This is a genomic window from Mesorhizobium sp. M1066, from assembly GCF_040318635.1.
Classification (GTDB): domain Bacteria; phylum Pseudomonadota; class Alphaproteobacteria; order Rhizobiales; family Rhizobiaceae; genus Mesorhizobium.
In genome coordinates, this window is the sequence record NZ_JAMYMR010000005.1 from 11,963 (window position 1) to 33,733 (window position 21,771).

20 protein-coding genes are annotated in these 21,771 nt (G+C 60.9%); 8 read left to right on the top strand and 12 right to left on the bottom strand.

Annotation, left to right across the window (positions count from 1 at the left end; all coding sequences use genetic code 11):
• Nucleotides 1-86: 86 nt before the first annotated feature.
• Together uvrC and NKH52_RS09570 are read right to left on the bottom strand one after the other, a co-directional pair.
• The gene (gene uvrC / locus NKH52_RS09565; RefSeq protein WP_352735533.1) at nucleotides 87-2,150 is read right to left on the bottom strand and encodes an excinuclease ABC subunit UvrC; all 2,064 of its coding nucleotides are present in this window, start codon (nucleotides 2,148-2,150) and stop codon (nucleotides 87-89) included.
• On the bottom strand, nucleotides 2,147-2,911 hold the full coding sequence (locus tag NKH52_RS09570) for an SDR family oxidoreductase (protein ID WP_352735532.1): 765 nt from the start codon (nucleotides 2,909-2,911) through the stop codon (nucleotides 2,147-2,149). Before NKH52_RS09570 ends, uvrC begins: the two co-directional genes overlap by 4 nt.
• Nucleotides 2,912-3,324: 413 nt before the next feature.
• Between NKH52_RS09570 and NKH52_RS09575 the strand changes: the two genes are divergently transcribed.
• Entirely contained in the window at nucleotides 3,325-3,981 is a 657-nt protein-coding gene (locus NKH52_RS09575; protein ID WP_023812630.1) for an outer membrane protein, read from the top strand.
• 79 nt (nucleotides 3,982-4,060) lie between these two features.
• Here NKH52_RS09575 and NKH52_RS09580 read toward each other — a convergent pair whose 3' ends face one another.
• Together NKH52_RS09580 and NKH52_RS09585 are read right to left on the bottom strand one after the other, a co-directional pair.
• Nucleotides 4,061-4,657 carry a glutathione S-transferase family protein gene (locus NKH52_RS09580; RefSeq protein WP_352735531.1) on the bottom strand — a complete coding sequence of 199 codons (597 nt, stop codon included), beginning with the start codon at nucleotides 4,655-4,657 and terminating at the stop codon, nucleotides 4,061-4,063.
• Between the two features lie 409 nt (nucleotides 4,658-5,066).
• Nucleotides 5,067-5,531 (bottom strand): hypothetical protein, encoded by a 465-nt coding sequence (locus NKH52_RS09585; RefSeq protein WP_024504297.1) that lies wholly within the window; start codon nucleotides 5,529-5,531, stop codon nucleotides 5,067-5,069.
• Between the two features lie 573 nt (nucleotides 5,532-6,104).
• Between NKH52_RS09585 and NKH52_RS09590 the strand changes: the two genes are divergently transcribed.
• Nucleotides 6,105-6,416: a transcriptional regulator gene (locus tag NKH52_RS09590; protein WP_352735530.1), complete on the top strand. Its 312-nt coding sequence runs from the start codon at nucleotides 6,105-6,107 to the stop codon at nucleotides 6,414-6,416.
• Nucleotides 6,417-6,454: 38 nt separating this feature from the next.
• Here NKH52_RS09590 and NKH52_RS09595 read toward each other — a convergent pair whose 3' ends face one another.
• The 5 genes from NKH52_RS09595 to NKH52_RS09615 all read right to left on the bottom strand — a co-directional run bounded on the left by NKH52_RS09595 (nucleotide 6,455) and on the right by NKH52_RS09615 (nucleotide 10,170).
• The gene (locus NKH52_RS09595; protein WP_352735529.1) at nucleotides 6,455-7,291 is read right to left on the bottom strand and encodes an EamA family transporter; all 837 of its coding nucleotides are present in this window, start codon (nucleotides 7,289-7,291) and stop codon (nucleotides 6,455-6,457) included.
• The gene (locus NKH52_RS09600) at nucleotides 7,288-7,869 is read right to left on the bottom strand and encodes a TetR/AcrR family transcriptional regulator (RefSeq protein ID WP_352735528.1); all 582 of its coding nucleotides are present in this window, start codon (nucleotides 7,867-7,869) and stop codon (nucleotides 7,288-7,290) included. The genes NKH52_RS09595 and NKH52_RS09600 overlap by 4 nt, the downstream gene beginning before the upstream one ends.
• Before the next feature lie 132 nt (nucleotides 7,870-8,001).
• The gene (locus NKH52_RS09605; protein WP_352735527.1) at nucleotides 8,002-8,454 is read right to left on the bottom strand and encodes a hypothetical protein; all 453 of its coding nucleotides are present in this window, start codon (nucleotides 8,452-8,454) and stop codon (nucleotides 8,002-8,004) included.
• A gap of 193 nt (nucleotides 8,455-8,647) precedes the next feature.
• Nucleotides 8,648-9,502 carry a 23S rRNA (adenine(2030)-N(6))-methyltransferase RlmJ gene (locus tag NKH52_RS09610; RefSeq protein WP_352735526.1) on the bottom strand — a complete coding sequence of 285 codons (855 nt, stop codon included), beginning with the start codon at nucleotides 9,500-9,502 and terminating at the stop codon, nucleotides 8,648-8,650.
• Between the two features lie 62 nt (nucleotides 9,503-9,564).
• Entirely contained in the window at nucleotides 9,565-10,170 is a 606-nt protein-coding gene (locus tag NKH52_RS09615; RefSeq protein WP_352735525.1) for a hypothetical protein, read from the bottom strand.
• Between the two features lie 211 nt (nucleotides 10,171-10,381).
• On the opposite strand from NKH52_RS09615, the gene NKH52_RS09620 reads away from it, so the two are divergent.
• The 3 genes from NKH52_RS09620 to galE all read left to right on the top strand — a co-directional run bounded on the left by NKH52_RS09620 (nucleotide 10,382) and on the right by galE (nucleotide 13,336).
• Nucleotides 10,382-10,654, top strand: coding sequence for a hypothetical protein (locus tag NKH52_RS09620; RefSeq protein ID WP_352735524.1), 273 nt, complete (start codon nucleotides 10,382-10,384; stop codon nucleotides 10,652-10,654).
• A gap of 568 nt (nucleotides 10,655-11,222) precedes the next feature.
• A complete protein-coding gene (locus NKH52_RS09625; protein WP_352735523.1) occupies nucleotides 11,223-12,260 on the top strand; it encodes a UDP-glucuronic acid decarboxylase family protein in 1,038 nt (345 codons plus the stop codon).
• Nucleotides 12,257-13,336 carry a UDP-glucose 4-epimerase GalE gene (gene galE / locus NKH52_RS09630; protein WP_352735522.1) on the top strand — a complete coding sequence of 360 codons (1,080 nt, stop codon included), beginning with the start codon at nucleotides 12,257-12,259 and terminating at the stop codon, nucleotides 13,334-13,336. The genes NKH52_RS09625 and galE overlap by 4 nt, the downstream gene beginning before the upstream one ends.
• Nucleotides 13,337-14,043: 707 nt before the next feature.
• Here the strand turns inward: galE and NKH52_RS09635 are convergent.
• On the bottom strand, nucleotides 14,044-14,556 hold the full coding sequence (locus NKH52_RS09635) for a DUF995 domain-containing protein (RefSeq protein ID WP_352735521.1): 513 nt from the start codon (nucleotides 14,554-14,556) through the stop codon (nucleotides 14,044-14,046).
• Between the two features lie 314 nt (nucleotides 14,557-14,870).
• Between NKH52_RS09635 and NKH52_RS09640 the strand changes: the two genes are divergently transcribed.
• The 3 genes from NKH52_RS09640 (at nucleotide 14,871) to NKH52_RS09650 (ending at nucleotide 18,654) form a co-directional block, all read left to right on the top strand.
• The gene (locus NKH52_RS09640) at nucleotides 14,871-16,499 is read left to right on the top strand and encodes an ArnT family glycosyltransferase (protein WP_352735520.1); all 1,629 of its coding nucleotides are present in this window, start codon (nucleotides 14,871-14,873) and stop codon (nucleotides 16,497-16,499) included.
• A gap of 182 nt (nucleotides 16,500-16,681) precedes the next feature.
• The gene (locus NKH52_RS09645) at nucleotides 16,682-17,608 is read left to right on the top strand and encodes a lysylphosphatidylglycerol synthase domain-containing protein (protein ID WP_352550524.1); all 927 of its coding nucleotides are present in this window, start codon (nucleotides 16,682-16,684) and stop codon (nucleotides 17,606-17,608) included.
• Nucleotides 17,609-17,652: 44 nt separating this feature from the next.
• On the top strand, nucleotides 17,653-18,654 hold the full coding sequence (locus tag NKH52_RS09650; protein WP_352550962.1) for a glycosyltransferase family 2 protein: 1,002 nt from the start codon (nucleotides 17,653-17,655) through the stop codon (nucleotides 18,652-18,654).
• Nucleotides 18,655-18,908: 254 nt separating this feature from the next.
• Here the strand turns inward: NKH52_RS09650 and NKH52_RS09655 are convergent, their stop codons facing one another.
• Nucleotides 18,909-19,316 (bottom strand): hypothetical protein, encoded by a 408-nt coding sequence (locus NKH52_RS09655; protein WP_352550526.1) that lies wholly within the window; start codon nucleotides 19,314-19,316, stop codon nucleotides 18,909-18,911.
• A gap of 288 nt (nucleotides 19,317-19,604) precedes the next feature.
• A complete protein-coding gene (locus tag NKH52_RS09660; protein ID WP_352735519.1) occupies nucleotides 19,605-21,485 on the bottom strand; it encodes a glycosyltransferase family 2 protein in 1,881 nt (626 codons plus the stop codon).
• Nucleotides 21,486-21,771: the final 286 nt, after the last annotated feature.

Below are 21,771 nucleotides of genomic sequence, written 5' to 3' on the forward strand. Positions count from 1 at the left end.
TTCTGCCTGCCTACTCAAATCAGAAGCGAATGTAGGGGGTCAACAGGCGAGAATCGATTGACCAGACGAAAATAGCATCCTTGCTGTCAGCTCTCATGGAAATGATTGTAGACCAGTTTCGCCACCTGCTCGGAAATACCGTCGACTTTCCTCAAATCCTCGATGGCGGCGCGGCTGACCGCCTTGGCGGTGCCGAAGGCTAACAACAAGGCGCGTTTGCGGCCTGGACCGATACCGCTGATCTCGTCGAGCGGGCTCTTGACCATCTCCTTCTTGCGGCGCGCCCGATGCGAACCGATCGCGAAACGATGGACCTCGTCGCGCAGCCGCTGGACGAAATAGAGCACGGGATCGCGAACCGGCAGCGAAAACGAGTCCCTGCCTTTGACGAAGAACCGTTCGCGGCCGGCGTCGCGGTCCTGGCCCTTGGCGATGCCGATGGCAACCACGCGGTCCTCGATGCCGAGATCCGAAAGGATTTTGCGCACCGCGGTCATCTGGCCCTGGCCACCGTCGATCAGGATGACATCGGGCCAGGCCGGAAAGCTGCCGGAGATGTCGTCCTCCATATCGTCTGCCGAACCATCAACCCCATCCCCAGCCGGGACATCGCCATGCTCCTTGAGCAACCGCGAAAAACGTCGCTCCATCACCTCGCGCATCATGCCGAAATCGTCGCCAGGCGTGATCTCGGTCGAGCGGATGTTGAATTTCCGGTACTGGTTCTTCACGAAGCCTTCCGGTCCGGCGACGACCATGGCGCCGACCGCGTTGGTGCCCATGATGTGCGAATTGTCGTAGACCTCGATGCGCACCGGTGGCTTGGCCAGGCCGAATGTCTCGGCGAAACCGGCAAGCAAGCGTCCTTGGGTGGAGGTTTCAGCCAACCGGCGTCCGAGCGCCTCGCGGGCATTCTGCAGGGCGTTGTCGGTCAGGTCTTTCTTTTCACCGCGCTGCGGCACGGAGATCGCGACCTTGCGGCCAGCGCGGGTGGAGAGCGCCTCGGCCAGCAGTTCCTGATCCTCGACGCCATGCGACAGAAGAATGTTCCGCGGCGTCGGCTTGTCGTCATAGAACTGCGCCAGGAACGAACCCAACACCTCGGCTGCTTCCAAGGCCGGATCGGCTTTGGGGAAATAGGCGCGGTTGCCCCAGTTCTGGCCGGTGCGGAAGAAGAACACCTGGATGCAGACCTGGCCGCCTTCCTGATGAATGGCGAAGACATCGGCTTCGTCGACGGTTGCCGGATTAATGCCCTGGTGGCTCTGCACATGCGACAGGGCCGCAAGTCGGTCGCGATAGATCGCGGCGCGCTCGAAATCGAGAGCTTCCGACGCCTGCTGCATGGCGGCCGAGATTTCCGTCTTCACCTTCTGGCTGCGGCCGGACAAGAAGTCCTTCGCCTCATTGACCAGTTCGGCATAGTCCTGGTGCGAAACCTCTCCGGTGCAGGGGCCGGCGCAGCGCTTGATCTGATAAAGCAGGCATGGCCGCGTGCGGTTCTCGTAGAACGAGTTGGTGCAACTCCTGAGCAGGAAGGCGCGCTGCAGGGAATTGATGGTACGGCCAACGGCACCGGCCGAGGCGAAAGGCCCAAAATAATCGCCTTTGCGCGAGCGCGCGCCGCGATGCTTGTAGATGCCCGGCGAGACATGGTCGCCGGTCAAGAGGATATAGGGAAACGACTTGTCGTCGCGCATCAGGACGTTGAATCGCGGCCGCAAGCGCTTGATAAGGTTGGCTTCGAGCAGCAGCGCTTCGATCTCGGTGCGGGTGACGACGAACTCCATCGTCGACGTTTCGCGCACCATGCGGCCGATGCGGGTGGTGTGGAAGCGGCCTTGCGCATAGTTGGTGACGCGCTTCTTCAGGCTGCGCGCCTTGCCGACATAGAGCACATCGCCGGCAGCGTTCATCATGCGGTAGACGCCGGGCGCGTTGGGCAGCCGCTTGACCAGCGTCTGGATCACCTCGGCGCCGATCATGCCTTCCGCGTCGCCGGCATGCGGCGTCCAGTCGATGGCGGTGAAGGCGACATCGGGACCGACGGTTTCAACGATCTCCTCGACCGCCTCGTCCTCGAGGTCGATATCGGGGGGCAGATCGTCGGCGCCGCCGCGCGGCTTGCTTTTGTGGTCTACAGGACTCATTCCGTCATGCCTGTCACATCGGGCGTCTGCCACGCAAGATGCTGGCCGCCATCAAGGGCGATCATCTGGCCGGTGACCGAGCGCGCTTCCCAGAGATAGCGGATCGTGGCGCCGAATTCCGGCAATTCCGGGCCGCGCTTGAGGATCAAGCCATCGACCTGTGCGGCAAAATCGCTGTCGTCCTGACGCGCGTTCTTCAGTGTCGGCCCCGGGCCGATGGCATTGACGCGGATGCGGGGACCGAGCGCTTGCGCCATCATCTGGGTGGCCGTCCACAGCGTCGATTTGGACAGTGCATAGGAGAAGTAGCGCGGCGTCGGCCGCCAGACGCGTTGATCGATCATGTTGACGATCAGGCCCTCCTGCCCTGCCGGCAACGCCCGGGCGAAATTCTGCGCCAGGAGCGCGGGCGCTTTCACATGGACGGCAAAGTGCCGGTCCCAGGCCCGCCAGTCGAAATCCAGAACCGAATCGTCCTCGAACAGCGACGCATTGTTGACCAGCAGCGGGATCGGTCCGAGCGCTGCTTGCGCCTGGCCGACGAGATCGCCAACGGCGTCTATATCGGTCAGGTCGGCGGCGACCACGGCGGCGCGGCCACCTCCGGCGATGATTTCGGCAGCCAACGCATCGGCCTCGGTGCGCGAGCGGTTGCAATGGATGGCGACGGCAAAACCGTGGGCGGCGAGATCCTCGACGATCGCCCTGCCGATCCGCCTGGCCCCGCCCGTCACCAGCGCCGTGACAGTGGCTTTGCTCATATGGTGTCAATCCTCAATTTCGGCCCGAAAAAGCAGTGCCGGCGAAATATGGCCCGGCATGCGTTAAATGGTGTTCGCACCTTGGGCAGCATTGTGGCGAAACGGCCGTTTGGATATCCCGGCCCGCCCTGGACTCAGGTGTGCCCGACCGCAATATAGGGTGCTGGAGTCCTTGCACCAAGCGGTGTGCAGCGCAGCACGGGATGGTTCCTGCCATTTCGCTGTTGCGAAGATGCAACGTCAAGGTTCTGCCTCATTCGTGCCGGGGAATGACCCAAGTTCAGGTTCGCTTCAGCCGCATTTTGACACGACATTTGGAACCGACGAACGCCAGATCCGTTTCACCCCCCGGACGGGTCGATGGCGATCGTGAGAAACAAGCCTGTGTCCTGTGGCTTAAGGAGTAAAGAACAATGCAAGCCAATCTAAAATTCGCACGGCCGCTGGCCGTCGCGCTCGGGCTCTTCGCCCTCAGCGGAACTGCCTATGCTGCTGACGTGGTTTCGGAAGAGCCGCCGGCACCTGCGCCGATCGCTGAACTTCCGGTCGCTTCGTGGGCCGGCCCCTACGCCGGTCTCAACGTGGGCTATGGCTTCAGCGGCCGGACCAAGGAAAAGGATTTCGACGTTGAAACCGATACCAAGGGTTTCGTCGGCAGTGTCTTCGGCGGCTATCAGTGGCAGCAGGAGAACTTCGTCTACGGCGCTGAAGCCGAACTCGGCTACAACGGCGTCAAGGGCGACGACAACGGCATCGACTCCAAGGCCGGCTTTGAAGGTTCGCTGCGTGCCCGTCTCGGCTACGCGGTCAGCCCAGAAATCCTGCTCTATGGCACCGGCGGTCTCGCCGGCAGAAGCCTGAAGGTGGAAGACACCGTCCTTGGGGCCAGCGATCGCGCAACGATGCTCGGCTGGACCGCCGGTGTTGGCACCGACATCAAGTTGACCGACAATGTCTTCGGCCGCGTCGAGTACCGCTACACCGACTTCGGCAGCAAGAGCTTCGACGGCATCGGCAAGGTCAAGGCCACCGACAACCGCGTCACCTTCGGCGTTGGTATGAAGTTCTAAGTCGTTCAAGCCACGACACGAAAAAGCCGGGCCTCGCGCCCGGCTTTTTTATGCCCGCGTGATTTCCCCGGGTGGGCGGTCAACCGGGAATGCAGGGCTTCAGTTCCGGAAACTTCTCGTCAAAGCGCGCAGCCCACCGTGTCAGCCGGGCACGACCCTTCTCCCATTTTCCGGCAAAGCGCAGCGAGAGATAGCCAAGGCAGGCGCGCAGCGCCATCTGGCCGGCGGTGATCTTCTTCGGCAGCTTCGGCGGGTTGGCATTGAGCAGGTCGAGTGCCGCCGTGATCTTCGCCCACTGGCGATCGAGCCAAGGCTGATAGACCATCTCGTCGGGCCGCGTGCGCCGTTCATAGACCATCGACAGCGCGCAGTCGCAAATGCCGTCGGCCAATGCCTCCAGCACTTCCGCCTCGAGCCGCTTGTCGGGATTGCGTGGAAAAAGCGCGCTCTTCGACAAACGGTTGAGATGCTGGGTGATGGCGCGACTGTCATGGATGGAGCGACCGTCGTCGAGCACCAGAACCGGGATCTTGCCGAGCGGGTTGGCGACCATCAAGTCGGCCGGCTTCTCCTCGGTCTTGATCGGCACCAGATCGACAGCGATGCCGGCATAGGCTGCTGCCATTCGTACCTTGGAACTGTAGGGAGAAGACGACGCATAGAGCAGTCTGGGCATGGATCGGTTTCCTGTTTTGCAGGCGGGCAGTGTTGACCGATCGGGCGCGATCGAGCAATGGCCAGAAGCGGAAAACCCAGCCGCCAGCGAGCGGCGCATCGGCCAGGGCCGTTTAGCGAGCGCTCCATGAAGACGGCGCTTCATCACCATGGTCGCCGAGTTGCCGGGATCGCATGGATCAGCCAGCCGACAGGCAGACCGAAGAGCCTCGCGCCGATATTTCATCCGCATGAATGACACAAAAAAGGCCCCACCGGACTTCGCCCTGTGGCGAAGTCCTGGGAGCTGCGAAAAGATATCCTCCGTCCGCCTCTGTTCTCGCCTTCCGACTGCCTAAACAGCGAGCGGGGCGCCTGTCAGGCACCCGCCCTTGACTGTTTCGGCACCGCCCCGGCGAGGGAAGACGCGACTACTTCTTGCCGGCCTTGGCAGGCGCTGCCTTCGGCTTGGCCGCAGGTGCCGCTTTCTTCACCGGTGCTGAAGATTTCGCTGCCGCAGCCTTCTTTGCCGGAGCAGCCTTCGCAGCCGGCTTCTTGGCAGGTGCAGCCTTGGCAGCCGGTTTCTTGGCGGGTGCTGCTTTCTTCGCTGCGGGTTTCGCCGCGGCTTTCGCTGCAGGCTTCTTGGCCGGTGCCGCCTTCGCAGCCGGCTTTGCCGCTGCCTTGGCGGGCGCTGCCTTCTTCACTGCCGGTTTCGCAGCAGCTTTCGCTGCCGGCTTCTTGGCCGGTGCTGCTTTTGCCTTGGCCGCCGCGGCCTTCGGCTTGGCAGCGGGTGCTGCTTTCTTCACTGCAGCTGCGACCTTTGCCGTCGCTGCTTTTGCGGGTGCTTTCTTTGCCGGTGCCTTGGACGCCGGCGCTTTGGATGACTGCTTAGCCATGCGATGCCCCTTCCTTTGTGCCGACGGCCGTAATGACCCGGCACGCTCATGCATATCTGACTCGCGGCTTGCTAGCCAGCGAAGCAATAGACTGATTTTCGCAGCTTAAATTTCGGTTACGATCGGCACATGATCGTGCTGATCGTCGCAGAAATTTACTGCTGATCTTCGACCAATGGCTAGAATGTGCCACCGACATTCTTCACACTCCGCTGGACCGCTCCTCTCGTGAAGCTCCGAAGATCAGCGAGCAGCTTTGGGTGTCGATCGTCGGCGCCGATATCATGACCGCCGCCTCATCGGTGCGATCATCTCCTGCAGGCGCACGATCTATACTGCAATGCGACAGCCGGTCGATGCATCGTCTTGTCAAGCACGATCGCAGACCGGCTTGCTCATGAATTGACAGACAACTCTACATGACAGAGTATTCTGCACAGCATGCCGGAGTACTTCGATGTCGATCGCACAGGAGCAAACGGCGCTGTCGCCGTTCGAGATTGCCAAGACGGTCCGCCACGGCGGCGGCATGGTTGTCGGTGGCCTCCGGCTCGGCTGCACCGGAGCCGTTCGATGAGTGCCGACGAAATCATCCACCAGAGCACTCGGCTCAGGATCATGGCCGCGCTGAACATGCTGGAAAGGCGCCAAACGCTGGACTTCACCGGGCTGAAGGCCATCGTGGACGTCACCGACGGCAATCTCGGTGCGCATCTCGATACGCTGGCCAGGGCCGGTTATGTCGACATCGAAAAGCTGTTCGTCGGCCGCCGGCCGCAGACGCGCGTCAAGGCGACGACGAGCGGACGGCGCGCGTTCCGCGGCCACGCCGCATTCCTGCGCAAGATCCTCGATCAGGCCGAGGCGGCGCCGCGCAGGAAATAGCGTGGTGACCGGGCAATCCTGCGCGATCCGCAGTTCCGTCACGGCTGATAGCCGAGGCAGATGGCGCCGAGCGCGACGATGGCGCAGGCGCCGACCCGCCGCGGCGTCAGCACCTCGCCGAGGAACAGGCGTCCGATGAAGGCCGCGAAGACGACGCTGGTTTCGCGGATCGCGGTGATCGGACCTGCCGGTCCAAGCGCGAAGGCCGCGACCACGACGCCGTAGGCCAGAAGTGCAAACAGGCCTCCGCCCAGCGCCTTCCAGGTTTCCGGCGCGCGCAGGTCGACAATGAGCCGGCCACGGCAGGCGACGAAGGCCGCCGGCAGCAACGCGCCGTAGATCAGCAGGACCCATGAGGTGTAGGCGCCGGCATTTCCCCCCGTCCGAACGCCGAGCGCATCGACCGTCGCATAGGCGGCGATGATCGCTCCCGTTGCCAATGCATAGAATATCGATGTCGTGGCGGCCCTGCCCCTTCCGAGAGAAAGGCCCATGATGCCGCCCGCGACCAGCGCGACACCAACGGTCTGCGGCAGAGTGAGCTGCTGGTTGGCCAGGAAGAACCCGCCGAGCGTGACAAGCAGCGGCACGCTGCCGCGAACGATCGGATAGACCTGTCCCAGTTCGCCATATCTGTAGGCGGCCACCAGAAACAAACTGTAGCCAACCTGCAGGCAGGCCGAGAGCACGATGTAGGACCAGGCCGGTGCTGCCGGAAGGTCGTGGAAGAAGGCGAAGGGGATGGCGAGCGCCGTGCTTGAAAAGCTCATGACGGTGACGGTCCACAGCCTGTCGGCCCCCGTGCGCAGGAACGCGTTCCAGCTTGCGTGCAGGATCGCCGCAAACAATGCGAGCCCGATGACCAGCGGGCTCATTGCGGCCTGCGCGAAGCAGCGACGATGCTCATGGCCGCCTTGCGGGCGTCGCGAATGGCGGCGTCGGCCTGCCCCATCTGCGCCAGCAAGGTCGCGCCTTCGATCAGCATAAGCAGCGTCGCCGCCACGCTCTCGGCGCGGCTGCGCGGCATCACCTCTTCGAGGATAGATCGCATGCGCCGCTTGAGGCCGTTCTTCTGCCTGACAACGGCCTTGAAAACCGGATGCCCGGGATCGCCGAACTCGGCCAGCGCATGTGCGAACAGACAGCCATGGAAATCCGGGCTGCGGAACCAGCGTGCATGCCAGTCGAAGATTCTTCCGATTTTCTGTTCCGGCGGAATGCCCTCTTGGGCGAGCCGGTCGAGTTGGCGGTCGAAACGCATAGCGCGATAGCCAAGCACCTCGACGATCAGTTCGTCCTTGCTGGGAAAGTGGCGATACATCGTCATCTTGGCCACATCGGCTTCGGCGATGATCCGGTCGATACCGGTCGCATGGAAGCCGGCGCGCTTAAACAGCACGTAGGCCGTTTCAACGATGTGCTGGCGCTTATCGGAAACGGGCGATGGTGTCATGCGCTTACCGAGTGGTGAGACAGGTCTGTCTCATAGCTATGCAACGGATCGCGTCTGCTGTCAACGCGGCACAAAAACGCCTGCAGCCGATCAAGCCACAGGCGCGAAAGAGATTGGAAGGGGAAACCGGGTTTAGCGCAGAATGCGGCAGCGGCCGTTGTAGACCATCCAGCGGTCGAAGCCCGAGACGCAGAATTCGACATTGTCGCCGATCGAGGCAAAGCCCTGACCTTCCTCGATCAGGTACCAGATGGTGCGATCGCGGCCGTCGGACAGGCTGACGGTGGCCCCGCAATAACGGCGACCGATCGGCCAGGTATCGTTGGCCGCCAGATAGCGATGCTGGTGAATACGCCGGAAATCGGTGATCTGCACATCAGGCAGATGCGGAACGTGATGCACCTGGTAAGAGAAGCGGCTGGTGATCTTGTTCAGCACCCAGGCTTCGCCACAGACACCGCTGTCCTCATCGGAATAGACAGTAAGATCGGCCGCCTGCACGGCCTTGGTGACGCCGAGAGGCGCGGCGAGCGGGGTGCAGAGCGAAATCAGGGCGGCAAGAGCGGATTTGGCGAAGCGAGTCATGGCAGCCTCTCAAGGTCGATTGCGCACACTGTGCGGATTCGCTCGACGGCGGTCAAGCGGTTGCGTTGACAATGGTTTCCCAGTTTGAAACCGCTTTTTGACCAAAGCCGAATTTGCACGCACCGGAATGGCTCTGGCACGTTCATATCCAGACCCAAGAGAGCACGGTCCCTGGGTCGTCGATGAGTCCGCCTCAAGCCTGCTCGCCGGCCAGCCATTCCAACGACCAGTGCGCCGGCCGCCCCACCGCAAGCAGCCTGTGCAGGGCCGGCAGCAGCGTCCGCAGCTCGCCCTCCAGCGTGAACGGCGGGTTGACCACCAGCAGACCGCTGCCGTCGAGGCTGGGTTCCGAAGAGGCCGGCCTGATCTCGAACTCGATATCGAGCAGCTTCGGAATGCCGGATTGCTTCAGCGCCTTGCGGAAGGCGATGATCGCCTTGCGGTCCTTGATCGGATACCATAGCGCGTAGATGCCGCCGGGCCACCGCTTGTGCGCCCTTATGAGCCCGTCGACGAGGCGTTCGAACTCACCCGCTTCCTCGAATGGCGGATCGATGAGGACAAGGCCGCGCTTTTCCTTCGGCGGCAGATGGGCGCCGAGCGCCAGCCAGCCATCGAGCTCGATGATCCGGGCCTGGAAATCGCCGGCAAAGAACGTCCTCAGCCTCGCGGCATCCTTGGGGTGCAGCTCGATCGCCGTCAGCCGATCCTGCTTGCGCATGAGATGGCGCGCAATCAACGGCGAGCCCGGGTACTTCTGGATGCCACCCTCGGGGTTGAGCGACCGTATTGTCTCCAGATAAGGCGCGAGCAGCGCCGCCACCGGAGCGGCAAACGGGGCATCGATCAGCCTGCCGATGCCGCCTTGCCATTCACCCGTCTTCTGCGCCTCGACGGACGACAGGTCGTAGCGGCCAATGCCGGCATGGGTGTCGACGACCCGAAACGCCTTGTCCTTCTGCTTCAGATACTCGAGCAAGCGTGTCAGCACGACATGCTTGACGACGTCAGCGAAATTTCCGGCATGATAGGCGTGGCGGTAGTTCATGGTTTTGTGCCGTTATGCATGTCGTTGTCCCAAAACCGCTGCACACTTTTGGGCGGCATGCATCAGCCCCTGCCCCAGCGCGGCGGTGGCGGCTGCGGGTTCGGATTTTCCGGCCGGCCGCCACGAGTGCGCAAGGTCAGCAAAAATCCGATCAGGCCGATCGCCATCAGCGCGAAGCCGACCGGCCGTACACGGCTGTCGATCTCGCCGGCGCCGGAACGCAGGATGAGATCGACCGCCCGCATCGGTATGTCGTCGGCATCACCTGGTCCAACGGTGAAGGTATAGGGGCCTGGGCTGACGGTCGCGATCACGCCGGCCTCGTCGCGGAAGATCTTGTCGGGCAGTTGCGGGCTGGCCTGGCGAGGATTGTCGGAATGGTTGAACTGCAGCGTCGAGGCGAGCACCGTGCGGCCATTGCTTGCGGCGGTCAGCGTCAGCACGGTGCGCTGCTGCGAGACGATGCGCTCTGCTCTTGCGGTCAGGTCGACCAGCACCCGCACCGGCGCGTCGCGGCCGGAGAGCGGCACCGTCAGCGGCTTGAAGCGGCCCTGCTCATAGACCCGCCAGGTGCCGATCTCATGGCCGGAGAAGTTGCTCATCGCCCAGGGATAGACGACACCGATGCCGGCGCCGACGAGCAGGATCAGGACAAACAGAAAGCGCATTCACATCACCACATTCCATCGTGACCTTGCCAATAGCGCCCCGACGATCAAAAGGCGATGGCCAGCCGAATCGCCACCCCAGGCGCTCGAGCTAGACGTGCGCAAGCAACAACCCGGTGGCGGCGTGGCCGCGCGCCAATGCGGGTTCTACCTATGCGCTTAAAATTCGTTGCCGAAATGACCGCTCCTCCACTATGGAATGAAGGCGCGCATGCGCTTTTCGGCGGAATGGGCCATCGGCGCGCCTTGCGAACCAGGGGCCTTGATGCGCAAAGATCATGAACAGCGGCACCAAAAGAGGACAAAGTCAAAATTCGTCCCTGTGAATGAATTTGCTTACAAAGTTTTAGTCCTTGCCCTTCTTCCCACGATAGCCAGCTGCGGCGTGCCTACGATAGGTCAAGCCTATGGTATGAATATTCGCGCCCTGGAATTTATATTTGCACTCCGAGCGGTTTCGGGCAGCAATCTCGTTGCTATCTGAAATTTTCCCGTCGCTTGGGTCGTTAAATCCACTTTCGGCTGGATCCATCCCGACCTCGCCCTGAATTGCGCAACCTCTCCTTCATGGCGATCTTGGCTGCCAAGCGCTGATTCGACATAACGAACAGCGTGTGGCGCCGACCGCCAGTGGCCGGACCCAATACCCTGATTCAAAATGAGGAACTGCCCTGGACATCTCCTGGTTCAGCTTCGAGGCCGATGCCGCCTCGTGATTAACCATTCGCAAAAAGATATAGTTAAGAAATATCTAATTTAGTTGACTATGATTTCCACAGGTATATTTTCGATGTGTTGGGATGTGCAATTTGGGCGAGCAATCGACGATGGTGACACCGAGCGTGTGATCGCGATTTCGGGGCGCAGAGAATGCTGAGCGGCAGCACGGAGGTTGTGTAGTCGCACCAGCTTCGCGAAAGCCAAAGAACAATTGACGCACATCAGTGATGGCGGTTCCGCAGATGCGGAGGTTTGCCACGTTCTGAGGAACGTGGCCGGGCGATGCTTTGTCCCGGCCCGGCGGTAGCGTGTGCGGTGCGTATGAGGAAAGCATGAGTAAGCTTGTCAAGGTTCTGAAACTGGAATCCGGCAGCCAAAGGGGCGCCAACCAAAGCCGACGGCGCGCCCTTGTCGCCGGAGGAGCGGGATTTTTAGGATCGCATCTGTGCGAACGTCTTTTGCGGGACGGATACGACGTTGTCGCGCTGGACAATTTCCACACCGGCAAAAGATACAATCTCAATACCCTTCTGCGTAATCCGCGCTTCAGCTGCATCGAGCACGACATCGTCGATGCACTGCCTTCGGATCTTCAATGCGACGAGATCTACAATCTCGCCTGCCCCGCCTCTCCGCCGCACTACCAGGCAGACCCGATCCACACCTTCAAGACAAGCGTGCTTGGATCGCTGAACCTTCTGGAACTCGCGCGACAAAACAAGGCCAAGATATTTCAGGCCTCTACATCCGAAGTCTATGGCGATCCCTTCGTGCATCCACAGCCCGAGAGCTACTTCGGCAACGTCAACACGCACGGACCGCGTTCCTGCTACGATGAAGGCAAGCGCTCGGCCGAAACCCTGTTCTTCGATTATTCGAGGACCTATGGCCTCGATATCCGTGTCGCCCGCATTTTCAACACCTACGGTCGCCGCATGCAGCCCGACGATGGGCGTGTGGTTTCGAACTTCATCGTCCAGGCGCTGCGCGGCGAGGACCTGACCGTCTATGGCAGCGGCCAACAGACGCGCTCGTTCTGCTATGCCGACGACCTGATCGAGGGCTTTATCCGACTGATGAACGCGCCGAGCGCGCCCGCCCACCCGGTCAATCTCGGCAACCCTGCCGAATTCACCATCATGGAACTGGCGACGCTGGTCGTCGATTACACCAACGCCCGATCGAAGATCGTGCATCGGCCGCTGCCCGTCGACGATCCCAGGCAGCGCAAGCCGGACATCTCCTTTGCCAAGGCCGATCTCGGCTGGGAGCCGAAAATCAGCTTGAGCCAGGGGCTCGCGCGTACCGTCGAGTATTTTGATGCCCTGCTTTACGGAAGTCACATCGCCAGAGGAGCTGCCGCTTCATGAGCCGGCCGGCGGTCCTGGTGACGGGTGGAGCCGGTTTCATCGGCAGTCACACCTGCAAGCAGCTGGCGGCCGCCGGCTACATGCCGGTGGTTTTCGACAATCTGAGCCGCGGAAACGAGAGAGCCGTCGCTTGGGGGCCGCTTGTCGTCGGTGATATCCGAGATCAAGATGCACTGCGGCGGGCGATGGAAACGTACCGGCCAACGACCGTGATCCATTTTGCGGCGCTGGCCTATGTCGGAGAGTCCGTTCGCGAGCCGGCCGAATATTATTCGACCAATGTGACAGGCAACATCGCGGTGCTCGATGCCGCACGCGCGAGTTCGATCGAAAACATCATCTTCTCCAGCAGTTGTGCGACCTACGGCGTGCCGGAAGCGTTGCCGGTTCGCGAGACCTCCTCGCAAAATCCGATCAGCCCCTACGGGCGCTCCAAGCTGATGGGTGAACAGATCATCGGAGACTATGCATCCGCGTATGGAATGAAATTTGCGATCCTGCGCTATTTCAACGCTTGTGGCGCCGATCCCGACGGCGAGCTCGGTGAGTGGCATTCGCCGGAAACCCATCTGGTTCCCAGAGTGCTCATGGCCGCATCGGGCATCATCGACGCGATCGAGGTTTTCGGCACCGACTACGACACGTCGGACGGCACCTGCGTAAGGGACTATATCCACGTCACCGATCTGGCCCGCGCTCACCTGAAAGCGCTCATCTATCTCGAGGGTGGCGGGCGAAGTCTTGCGGTCAATCTCGGCACCGGGCGGGGCATCTCCATCAAGGAGATCGTCAAGGCGGTCGGCCGAATGACGTCGAGGCCGGTTCCGGCAGTGCTCAGGAGCCGACGCCCTGGGGATCCGGCGGAGCTCTACGCCGATCCGGGAAGCGCACGCGAACATCTTGGCTTTGTGCCGGAGCTTTCAGACATCGACACGATTGTCAGGACGGCCGCTCCCTTTTTCGGACTGAAGACCAAGCCAATGAAACTGCCGCCAACCAGGGCGGCAGCCTCGGTGGTCGCTCGACGGGTCAGAGATAGCGGGGGTGACAGCTCGCGCGCTGGCCAAATCCGCTAGGGCTGCAGATATAAGGCGAGCCGCCCGAGAACGTGCTGCCATCGCCCGGATTGAACGAGATTTTCACCGGCGCCGGCGTGCTGGCTTTGATCCGTTGCGGCGGTGCAAAGGCGTAGGCACTTTCAGTCCCTATTGTGCTTATCATCTGGATCGGAAGGTCGGCCCGCAGCGAGCGCACCAGAAATCTGGCCTGCACGGGCTGGACCGCAGGCTGACTCCGGACCGGGTGGACTATGGGCCTGATAAGGACCGAACCGGTTTCAGTTGCGTCCATACCTTGACAACCTGCAACCATAGAGCTCAGCGCCACGGCCGCGGCAATAGATACGACATTTTTGCTTGAGCGAAATACGCTCGCGGAATTTCTCATCCTCTGTCCCTTGCTATCAAGTATAAGCCAAGGGCGCGTTGCGACATACTATACTTGGACCGCTTTCACGCCGCATGAGTGACCACTCGCACATCACACATTATATTAGATATCACTAATTATTAAATTTCATCAAAACCGTATGGCAGGCCATCGTCTTGTCGTTTGGGTGATGCAATTGAATGCGACTAGATGCTGAATGCGACTAGATGCGATCGGCGCGCCGACCGCGCCTGCCGAGCCGCTTAAGGCTTAACCATAGGCGATTCGCGGGTTCCGCGACAGGCGCACGGCAAGAACAGCCAGGCCACTGGCTCAGCATGGCTGGAAGCATGGCCTACTTCTTGGCATCGACCAGCTTGCGGGTCTCTTCGAACTGCGCGCCCTTGGTGTCGCCTGCTTCGAATTTCTTGTATTCGTCGGAAGGCTCCTCGGGAGATCGCTTGAAACCGTACCATTCCCCGTCCGGATCCTTGCGTTGCTCGATGTTCCGGCCCTGAATGCGATGGCTGTAGCAGGTGCGGTGCGGCTCGCCGGTGTAGCTCTTAGATCGCCAGGCGAGCTCCATGCACATCTTGCCGTCCTTGGTCACCAGCCATCTGCCCTCCGCGACGGTTGCCGTGTCCTGCCCGGACGTCCAGGCCCTGAGGTGTCGATTGTCCCGCGCGAAATAAGCTGCTCCGTCCTTCCATATCCATGTGCGGCCGGCATACAGAAGCTGTAGTTCGTAAGCAGTCGGAACAGCGGCGGTAACGGGTTCCGCGGTGCTTTTGTCGTTGGCGGCGGCCGCTTGCGCCGCTCCCGAAACAGCCACCTGACCGGAGAGAGCCAGGAGAAACAAAAACTGCATGCAACTTGCGGACCGACGTTGGCGGCGTTTGACGCCAAGCGGCAGCAATCTGGTCGGAGATGTCGGCACAATTGGCGTTCGCATGTCTGTTTGGCCCAGGGCGGCGCTATCAGCGCGACAGCCACGCGACATATTTAACTGCCGCGAGAAGGGTGATGTCAACCTTTGCGAGTGGACGGACAACACACATCTAGACATGCGCGTAACCCGCTGTCATCAAAATTAAGAATTGTGTCATATACTGCGCCAACTCTTACTGCGCCAACTCTGACAATCGCGTAAAAGTAACATCCGCAGGGAGGACGCGGTTTCAAATGACGGACGACCCGGGATTGAATCAGGCCGAAGGTCAGCAATACCTGGAGCAGTCGACCGATCGGGAAACGACTGCTCGCAACTACTCCAGCCCCAACACGGCGATCTTGCTGGGGATCCTGTTCATTGCAGCCCTATTTAGGTTCCACAACATCACCTTGCCGCTGGTCGATGCCTTCAGCTGGCGTGAGACAAGCACGGCAATGATGGCCGACAATTTCCAGCAACGCAGTTGGAACATCTTCTTCCCCGAGATCAGCTGGACCGGACCAGGACCGAGCTATCAGGGCCGCGAGTTCCAGATCGTCAGCTATCTGACGGCTTTGCTCTACGAGGTCTTTGGCTGGCACGACTGGTTTGGTCGCATGGTTGCCGCCCTGTTTGGGCTGGTGACGGTCTTTTCGCTGCACCGGCTGACAACTCTATGCTGGGGCGAAACACACGCGCATGCCGCAGCTTTGGCCTACGCACTGATGCCCGCAACAATCATGATCGATAGCTCGTTTCTTCCCGACCCTTCGATGCTGGCTCTGGTGACCTTGGGCGTCTGGCTTTTCACGAAATACTGGACGGGAGGCCGTGAGTGGCTGCTCCCTCTCGCCACAGCCAGCTTTTCCCTTGGCGTGCTTGCAAAACCACCGGGTTTGGCCGCCGGAGGTATCATATTCTATCTGATGGCTTGCTGGCTTCTGCAAAATCGGCGGAAGCATGCAGCGAAAGTATTCATAAGCGGACTTGTCAGCCTTGCCATCATCGCTGCTTACTACAGCTGGGCCATTTATCTCGGGCGAACCTATCCGCCGTTTCATGTCGCGGGCAGCGGATACATCTGGGATTCCGGATTCTGGGCGTTTTTCAAGGACGATTTCTATTTCGAATCTGTTTGGAATACGTCGGTCTGGTGGTTTTACGGCTATCCGTTCATGGTTTTGATGGCGGTCGGATTCTGGATGCCGCCCCAGCCTATCGCGGAATCGAAAGAACGCGCACTTTCGGCCATACCTTTCATATGGCTTGCGGCGGCCTCTGTTGTTTATCTCGCAGCGGCACGTGAGATCACGACCAATCCATGGAACTATCATATATTCCATGTGCCATTTGCGATGTTTTGCGGCCGTGGCGCGCTCGTCCTGGCGACGCTTGGAGCCAAAACCGTTCTGTCCCCTGGGGTAATTCTGCGGTCGATTTGCATCGCGGCCGCCACGCTTGTCTGGTCGACTTTTCCTCTCGTCAGGACGATGAAGGCGCCCTTCGCCATGAATGGAAAGTTACTTGGCGACGAGCTGGCGCGCAGGGCCCAGCCTGGCGATCTTGTCGTGGCTATCGCTCCGGAGGTGGGGGATCCTGTCGCTGTCTACTACAGCAGGGCACGCGGGTGGGTATTTCCGCCCGGTGGCGGCGATGTCGAGTGGTCCAAGTTCGTCGAGGACGATGCCATCGCGATAGCACAACTTGAGGAACTTCGCACGCAAGGCGCGGATTGGTTTGGCCTGGCAAAGGATGCCGAAGACAGCCAAAGACGGCCGTTTGTCAAGCATCATGATGGGGTGATCGACTATCTCAACAAGATCGGGACCAAGCAGGTGGATTCAGACAACCTCCTGATTTATGAAATCAGCCGGCCTTGATCTAGCCAGGCCGTTGGGCTTATGGGCTGCGGAGCGGATAAACGTTGGAAATTCGGCGACGGTCAGCGACCCTGCGAACCGCCCTCGCCTGCCCAACGCAGCCAGCCAAGCGAGACAAGCCGCCAGCAGGGTCTTATCTCTACGTGGCTGGCGGAATTCGACGGTTGCGACCGGAGGAATTGTTGAAACGAGCGATTTCCATCATTGTGACGCTGGCTTTGCTGGCTTGGCTCGCAAGCGACTCGCGCTGGCGGATGGTCGGCGACGCCTTCGATCGCATAGCCCCCGGCACGTTCGCGGTGGCCACAATCGCGTTTTTCGTCACCTATGTCTTGCGTGCGCTGCGCGTCTGCGACGAGTTCCGCGACGAGGTGCATGGCCGTTTCGGCGCCTGCCTGCGCGTCATTCTGATCCACAATGCGATGATCAACGTCGTGCCCTTTCGCGGCGGCGAGACGGCCTTTCCCCTGCTCCTGCGCCAGGTCTTCGGCGTACCGATCCTGCGCGCCAGCGCCTCTCTGCTGTGGTTCAGGCTGCAGGACGCCTTCGTCGTCGGCGTGCTGGCCCTGGCGGTGTGGCCCGGCCTGCATCCGGCGATAAGGATCGCGGGCGTGGCCGCCCTGATCGCCGCCGCCTGGTACCTGCCGCGCTGGGCGCGCGCGCCGCATGACTGGGCAGGCCGCGGCAAGATCGTGGCGAAACTCGGCAGGCTGCGCGATGTCTTCACCGAGGCGACCGGCCGATCGCGCTATGGCTGGTGGTGGACGATCGCCAATTGGTCGCTGAAGCTCACCGTACAGGGATGGTTGCTGGCAATGCTGCTGGGGACATCCTTTTCGACCGCTTTTCCAGGCGTCGTCGGGGCCGAAGGCGCCGCCATACTGCCGGTACAAGGCGTCGCCGGCTTCGGCACCTACGAGGCGGGTGCAGCGGCGGCGCTGCTCACCTCCGGCATTGCCATGAAGAGCGGCCTTCAGGCAGCGCTGGCACTGCATCTGTTCATCTTCTGCTCGGCAATAGCCACGGGTGCGATCGCCTGGCTGTTTCCCTCGAAATCGACGCTGCCGGGGAACCCGGCCGTCGGCCCTGCAAGGAAACCATCCCTATGAGCGTATTGCCCATCCCTGCTTCGGGACTGCCTGACGGCGCGGTGATGCCGGAGCATACACTGTCCATCGTCGTGCCCATGTACAACGAGGCTGAAAACGTCGAACCCCTGCTGGCACGGATTCATCAGGCGATGGAACGCTACGGCCAGCCCTGGGAGGTCGTGCTGGTCGATGACGGCAGTACCGACGGGACGGTGAGCGAGATCAGGCGCCTGGCGGCGCATTACGGCCCGCATGTGCATGCGGTCGAGCTGGTGCGCAACTACAAGCAAACCGCCGCGATGCAGGCTGGTATCGACGCAGCGCGCGGCGACGTCATCGCCACGATCGACGGCGACCTGCAAAATGATCCCTACGACATTCCGCGTATGGTCTACCGCCTGCTAAGCGAGGATCTCGACCTAGTGGTGGGCTGGCGCAAGGATCGCCAGGAAGGGTTTTTCATGCGCAGGCTGCCCTCGCGCATTGCCAACGCGCTGATCGCGCGCGTCACCGGCGTGCGCCTCAAGGACTATGGCTGCAGCCTGAAGGTCTATCGCGGCAACGTCATCCGCAGCGTCAAGCTCTATGGCGAGATGCACCGCTTCATCCCGGCATGGCTGGCCACGGTGACGACACCCAGACGCATCGCGCAGGAGGTGGTGACGCACCATGCCCGCATCCACGGCCAGTCCAAATACGGCATTTCGCGCACCTTCAGGGTCGTGCTCGATCTGGTGTTCATGTATTTCTTCATGCGCTATCGCACACGGCCCGGGCACTTCTTCGGCGGCATCGGCATCGTGCTTGGCGCGCTGGGTTCGCTGATCCTTGCCTACCTGCTTTGCCTGAAGCTGCTTTTCGCCGAAGACATCGGAACACGCCCGATGCTGTTCACCGGCTTCTTCCTGCTCATCGCCGGGGTGCAGATGGTGACGTCGGGCGTGCTGGCTGAAATGCTGGCACGGGTCTATCACGAAGCGAATGGAGCATCGGCCTATGTCGCGCGGCCACAGCCGGCGTCCAGTGACAATGACGGCTGGCTCCGCCCGGGCCGGCCATCATGAGCTGACTGGAACGCCATGGAGGTTCTGCGCCCATAGCGGTGACCCGAGCAGCGGGCTTCATCGGTAGCCGAAGGTGCCGATCGAGGAAGGACTGGCAAGGTTCGTCGACTGATGTCGCCAGGAACGGCGTCGGAGGGCAAGAGGCAAGGCGCAATGCCTGCGCCAACCTCTCGCCCTCGACTCTCGCCCCCCGGCGAAGACCTGGGCGGCGGACTCTTCAGTCAAATCGCGCCGCCACTTTGGGTTTGAGTTTTCTAGTAACGCGAACGGCAGCTGGCGCGCTGGCCGAAACCACTCGGGCCACAAATCCAGGGCGAATGACCCAGGAACGGGCCGCCATTGCCCGGGCTGTAGGAGACCTTCACCGGCGCCGGCCTGCCGAGCCGCTGCGGTCGCACGAAGGCCGCATAAGCCTCCTCCCTCGTGCGCGTCACGCTGGTCATCTGTGTGAGCGGCTTGCGGTTGATCAGATGCAGCCGCTTGTTCTTGACGTAGTGCACCTTCTTGCCGAGCGCATGAACCGCCGACTTTGTGCCGATCGAGCCGGTCTTGGTCGCGTCCATGCTCTGGCAGCTGGACACCATCGAGATCAATGCAACAGCGGCAAATGCACAGGCATATTTCTTGCCCATTCTTGCCCCTCTTTCCATAAATTTGTTCATCGCCATCCCTGCCACGAAAATAGGTCGCTGGAGCGCGGAGATATATTCTCTCTTATTTGCTTTCCGCGCCATGTGGTTAGCGTATCGCCACTCACATCATGGCCAAATATTAGAGGATACTTATTAAAATTCGTGCAAACGACATGATGAGTGCGGTCTTTCAGCGCTCGATCGGATATTATTAAAATTTTATCTGTCGAGCATGCCTGGCGTTGCCGCAGGTTGCCGGCCGGCTATCAAGGCAAATGCGGTTCAGGGGAGCTATTTTCGCACAGACGCCTCTCGGCGTCAGCGTTGCGGATCCCAGCCGGGGTCAAGATGGAATGTGCGGGTTCCGCTCCCGCCACGCCCAGCCCCGGAAACCGGGTAGGCCACGCTGACGATGCGCACACTGCCTGCGCCCTGCTGGAGCCCATATATGCCCTCCAGTCCGTGGTCATAAAACGCAGCGCCCGGGACGAAGAGCGCAACGCCAGCGAGCGAGGCCTGCAAGGCGAGTTTCGCCACGTTGCGCCGCAACGAAATTCTGTTCTCCGCCAGGTGCCTGGTGATGATTACGACCACAAGCAGCCCGTAGACGAACGCATTGAAGGCAGCGAACCAGTAGAAGCCGGTGGCATCCGACACGCGGTCCACTAGAAGGACCGGCAGCGAAGCTCCGATTGCAAGTGCCACATACGGAACGATGACGCGGGCAGGCAGCAGATTTTTCGGGCCACTGCCCTTGGGGGTAACACGAAAATCCACGAACGACTTGGTCGCATAATCACGGATCGACGACAGCGTGCCCGCCAGCACCCACGGCCAACGCGCGAAGAATGAGAACAACATTCCCTCCCAACTGATCGTCTTGGCAGTGAGCGGGCGCGACAGGTCGAAGGCCTTCAGCAACATCACCAGCATAATCAGGGAAATAGAGATCGGAGTATAGTATAAAAGGAAATCGACATACGTCACATTGGCGAAGCTCTTCCCCGTCAGAAGCGCGTACATAGGCATGACGTACATGACAAGCGAAAACACGGCGAAAAGCGGATACCAGAGCTGGCGAAACAGGAACTGGAACTTCAGCCGCGGCGATAGCTTGGAAAGGTATATGGGCGAGTATTCGAGCATGATCGTCATCAGGCTCCGCGACCACTGGAACTCCTGCGTGACAAGATCGGCAAAGGTTTGCGGGCCGTCGCCATGGGCAATGGCGTCTATGGCATGCACACCGCGCCAACCAGCCGCAATGAACAGCATGGACGTCGAGTGATCTTCGGCCAGTTCCGGGCCAAGGCCGCCGACCTGCTTGAGCGCTGCGGTTCTCACGGCATAATGCGAGCCGATGCAGAGCGGCGTTCCGTCGCCCGTATGGCCGGACTGCAAGGGTCCGTGGAACATCCCTTCCGGGAACAGCCGGCCGCGTGCCGACCAGCTTTCAGCGGCATTGTTGTCACATATGCTCGGCGCCGATACATAGCCAACCGCCGGGTCGGCAAAGGCGATCAGGATTTCCCTGAGATAGGTCGGTGTCGGAACGTGGTCCGCATCCATCTGAGCGACGAAGTGATAGCGTTCATAACCATAGTGGTCGTAGAAGAACGCCAGATTCCCCTCTTTGCAGCGCGTCCGGCGGGGCCACACCTTGCGGTGATAATCTTCCCGCCCGCGCCGAGTCGAAATCATGACGTTATGGGCATCGCACCAGGCAATCGTTTCCTCGGACGGGTCCTCGTCGGCCAGCCAGGTATCATGCGGACAGTCCTGCGCCAGCATCGCTTCGAGCGTTCGCGCGACCACCGAAAACGGTTCGGACGGAGCCTTGGTCACCACCATCGCGACCCGCGAACGCTCCGGGATCGTGTGAAGCCTGGAGGGCTTTTTCATCGCATGCACGTTCAAGAGAAAATACATCGGCATGAACGTCAGCCATACGAGCGTCAACGTCGCCAGCATGTATGGAATGACGTGTTCGATGTGCCCGGGTTGCAGCCACCAGAACCAGAAAAATCCGAACGTTACCGACCAGCAGGCAAGTCCCAGCTTCCAGATCCACTGTTGGGTGGCCGACAGCACCGGCACCAGAAAAGGAGGCTTCTCCGCCGTCTTCCCTGGAACCGCCCCAAGCCCCCGTTTCGGCATGGTCTTGCCGCTGGTGATCCCCACGTCCGCGGAAACACTCATACACGTACCGCCACCCGAGCATCAGCCGAATGACGGCTGACGAGCCTTGAAAACCCGACCTTAGAATCCACCCGGGTGTCTTAGAGTCAACTAAATTAAGCGTTGGTTAACTATACTTCTTGCGAATTGGTTAACTTAACATCTTGAATCGGGAGGGTAATTTCGTCGGCGCCTGCCCCGATCAGCACTGCAATCAACGGCCGGCAAAAGTTTCAGCGTTGGAGAATCCGTCGAAGGGAGCCGAGGCTATCCGCAGGAAGACCCGCTCAAGGCAGCGTTAACCATG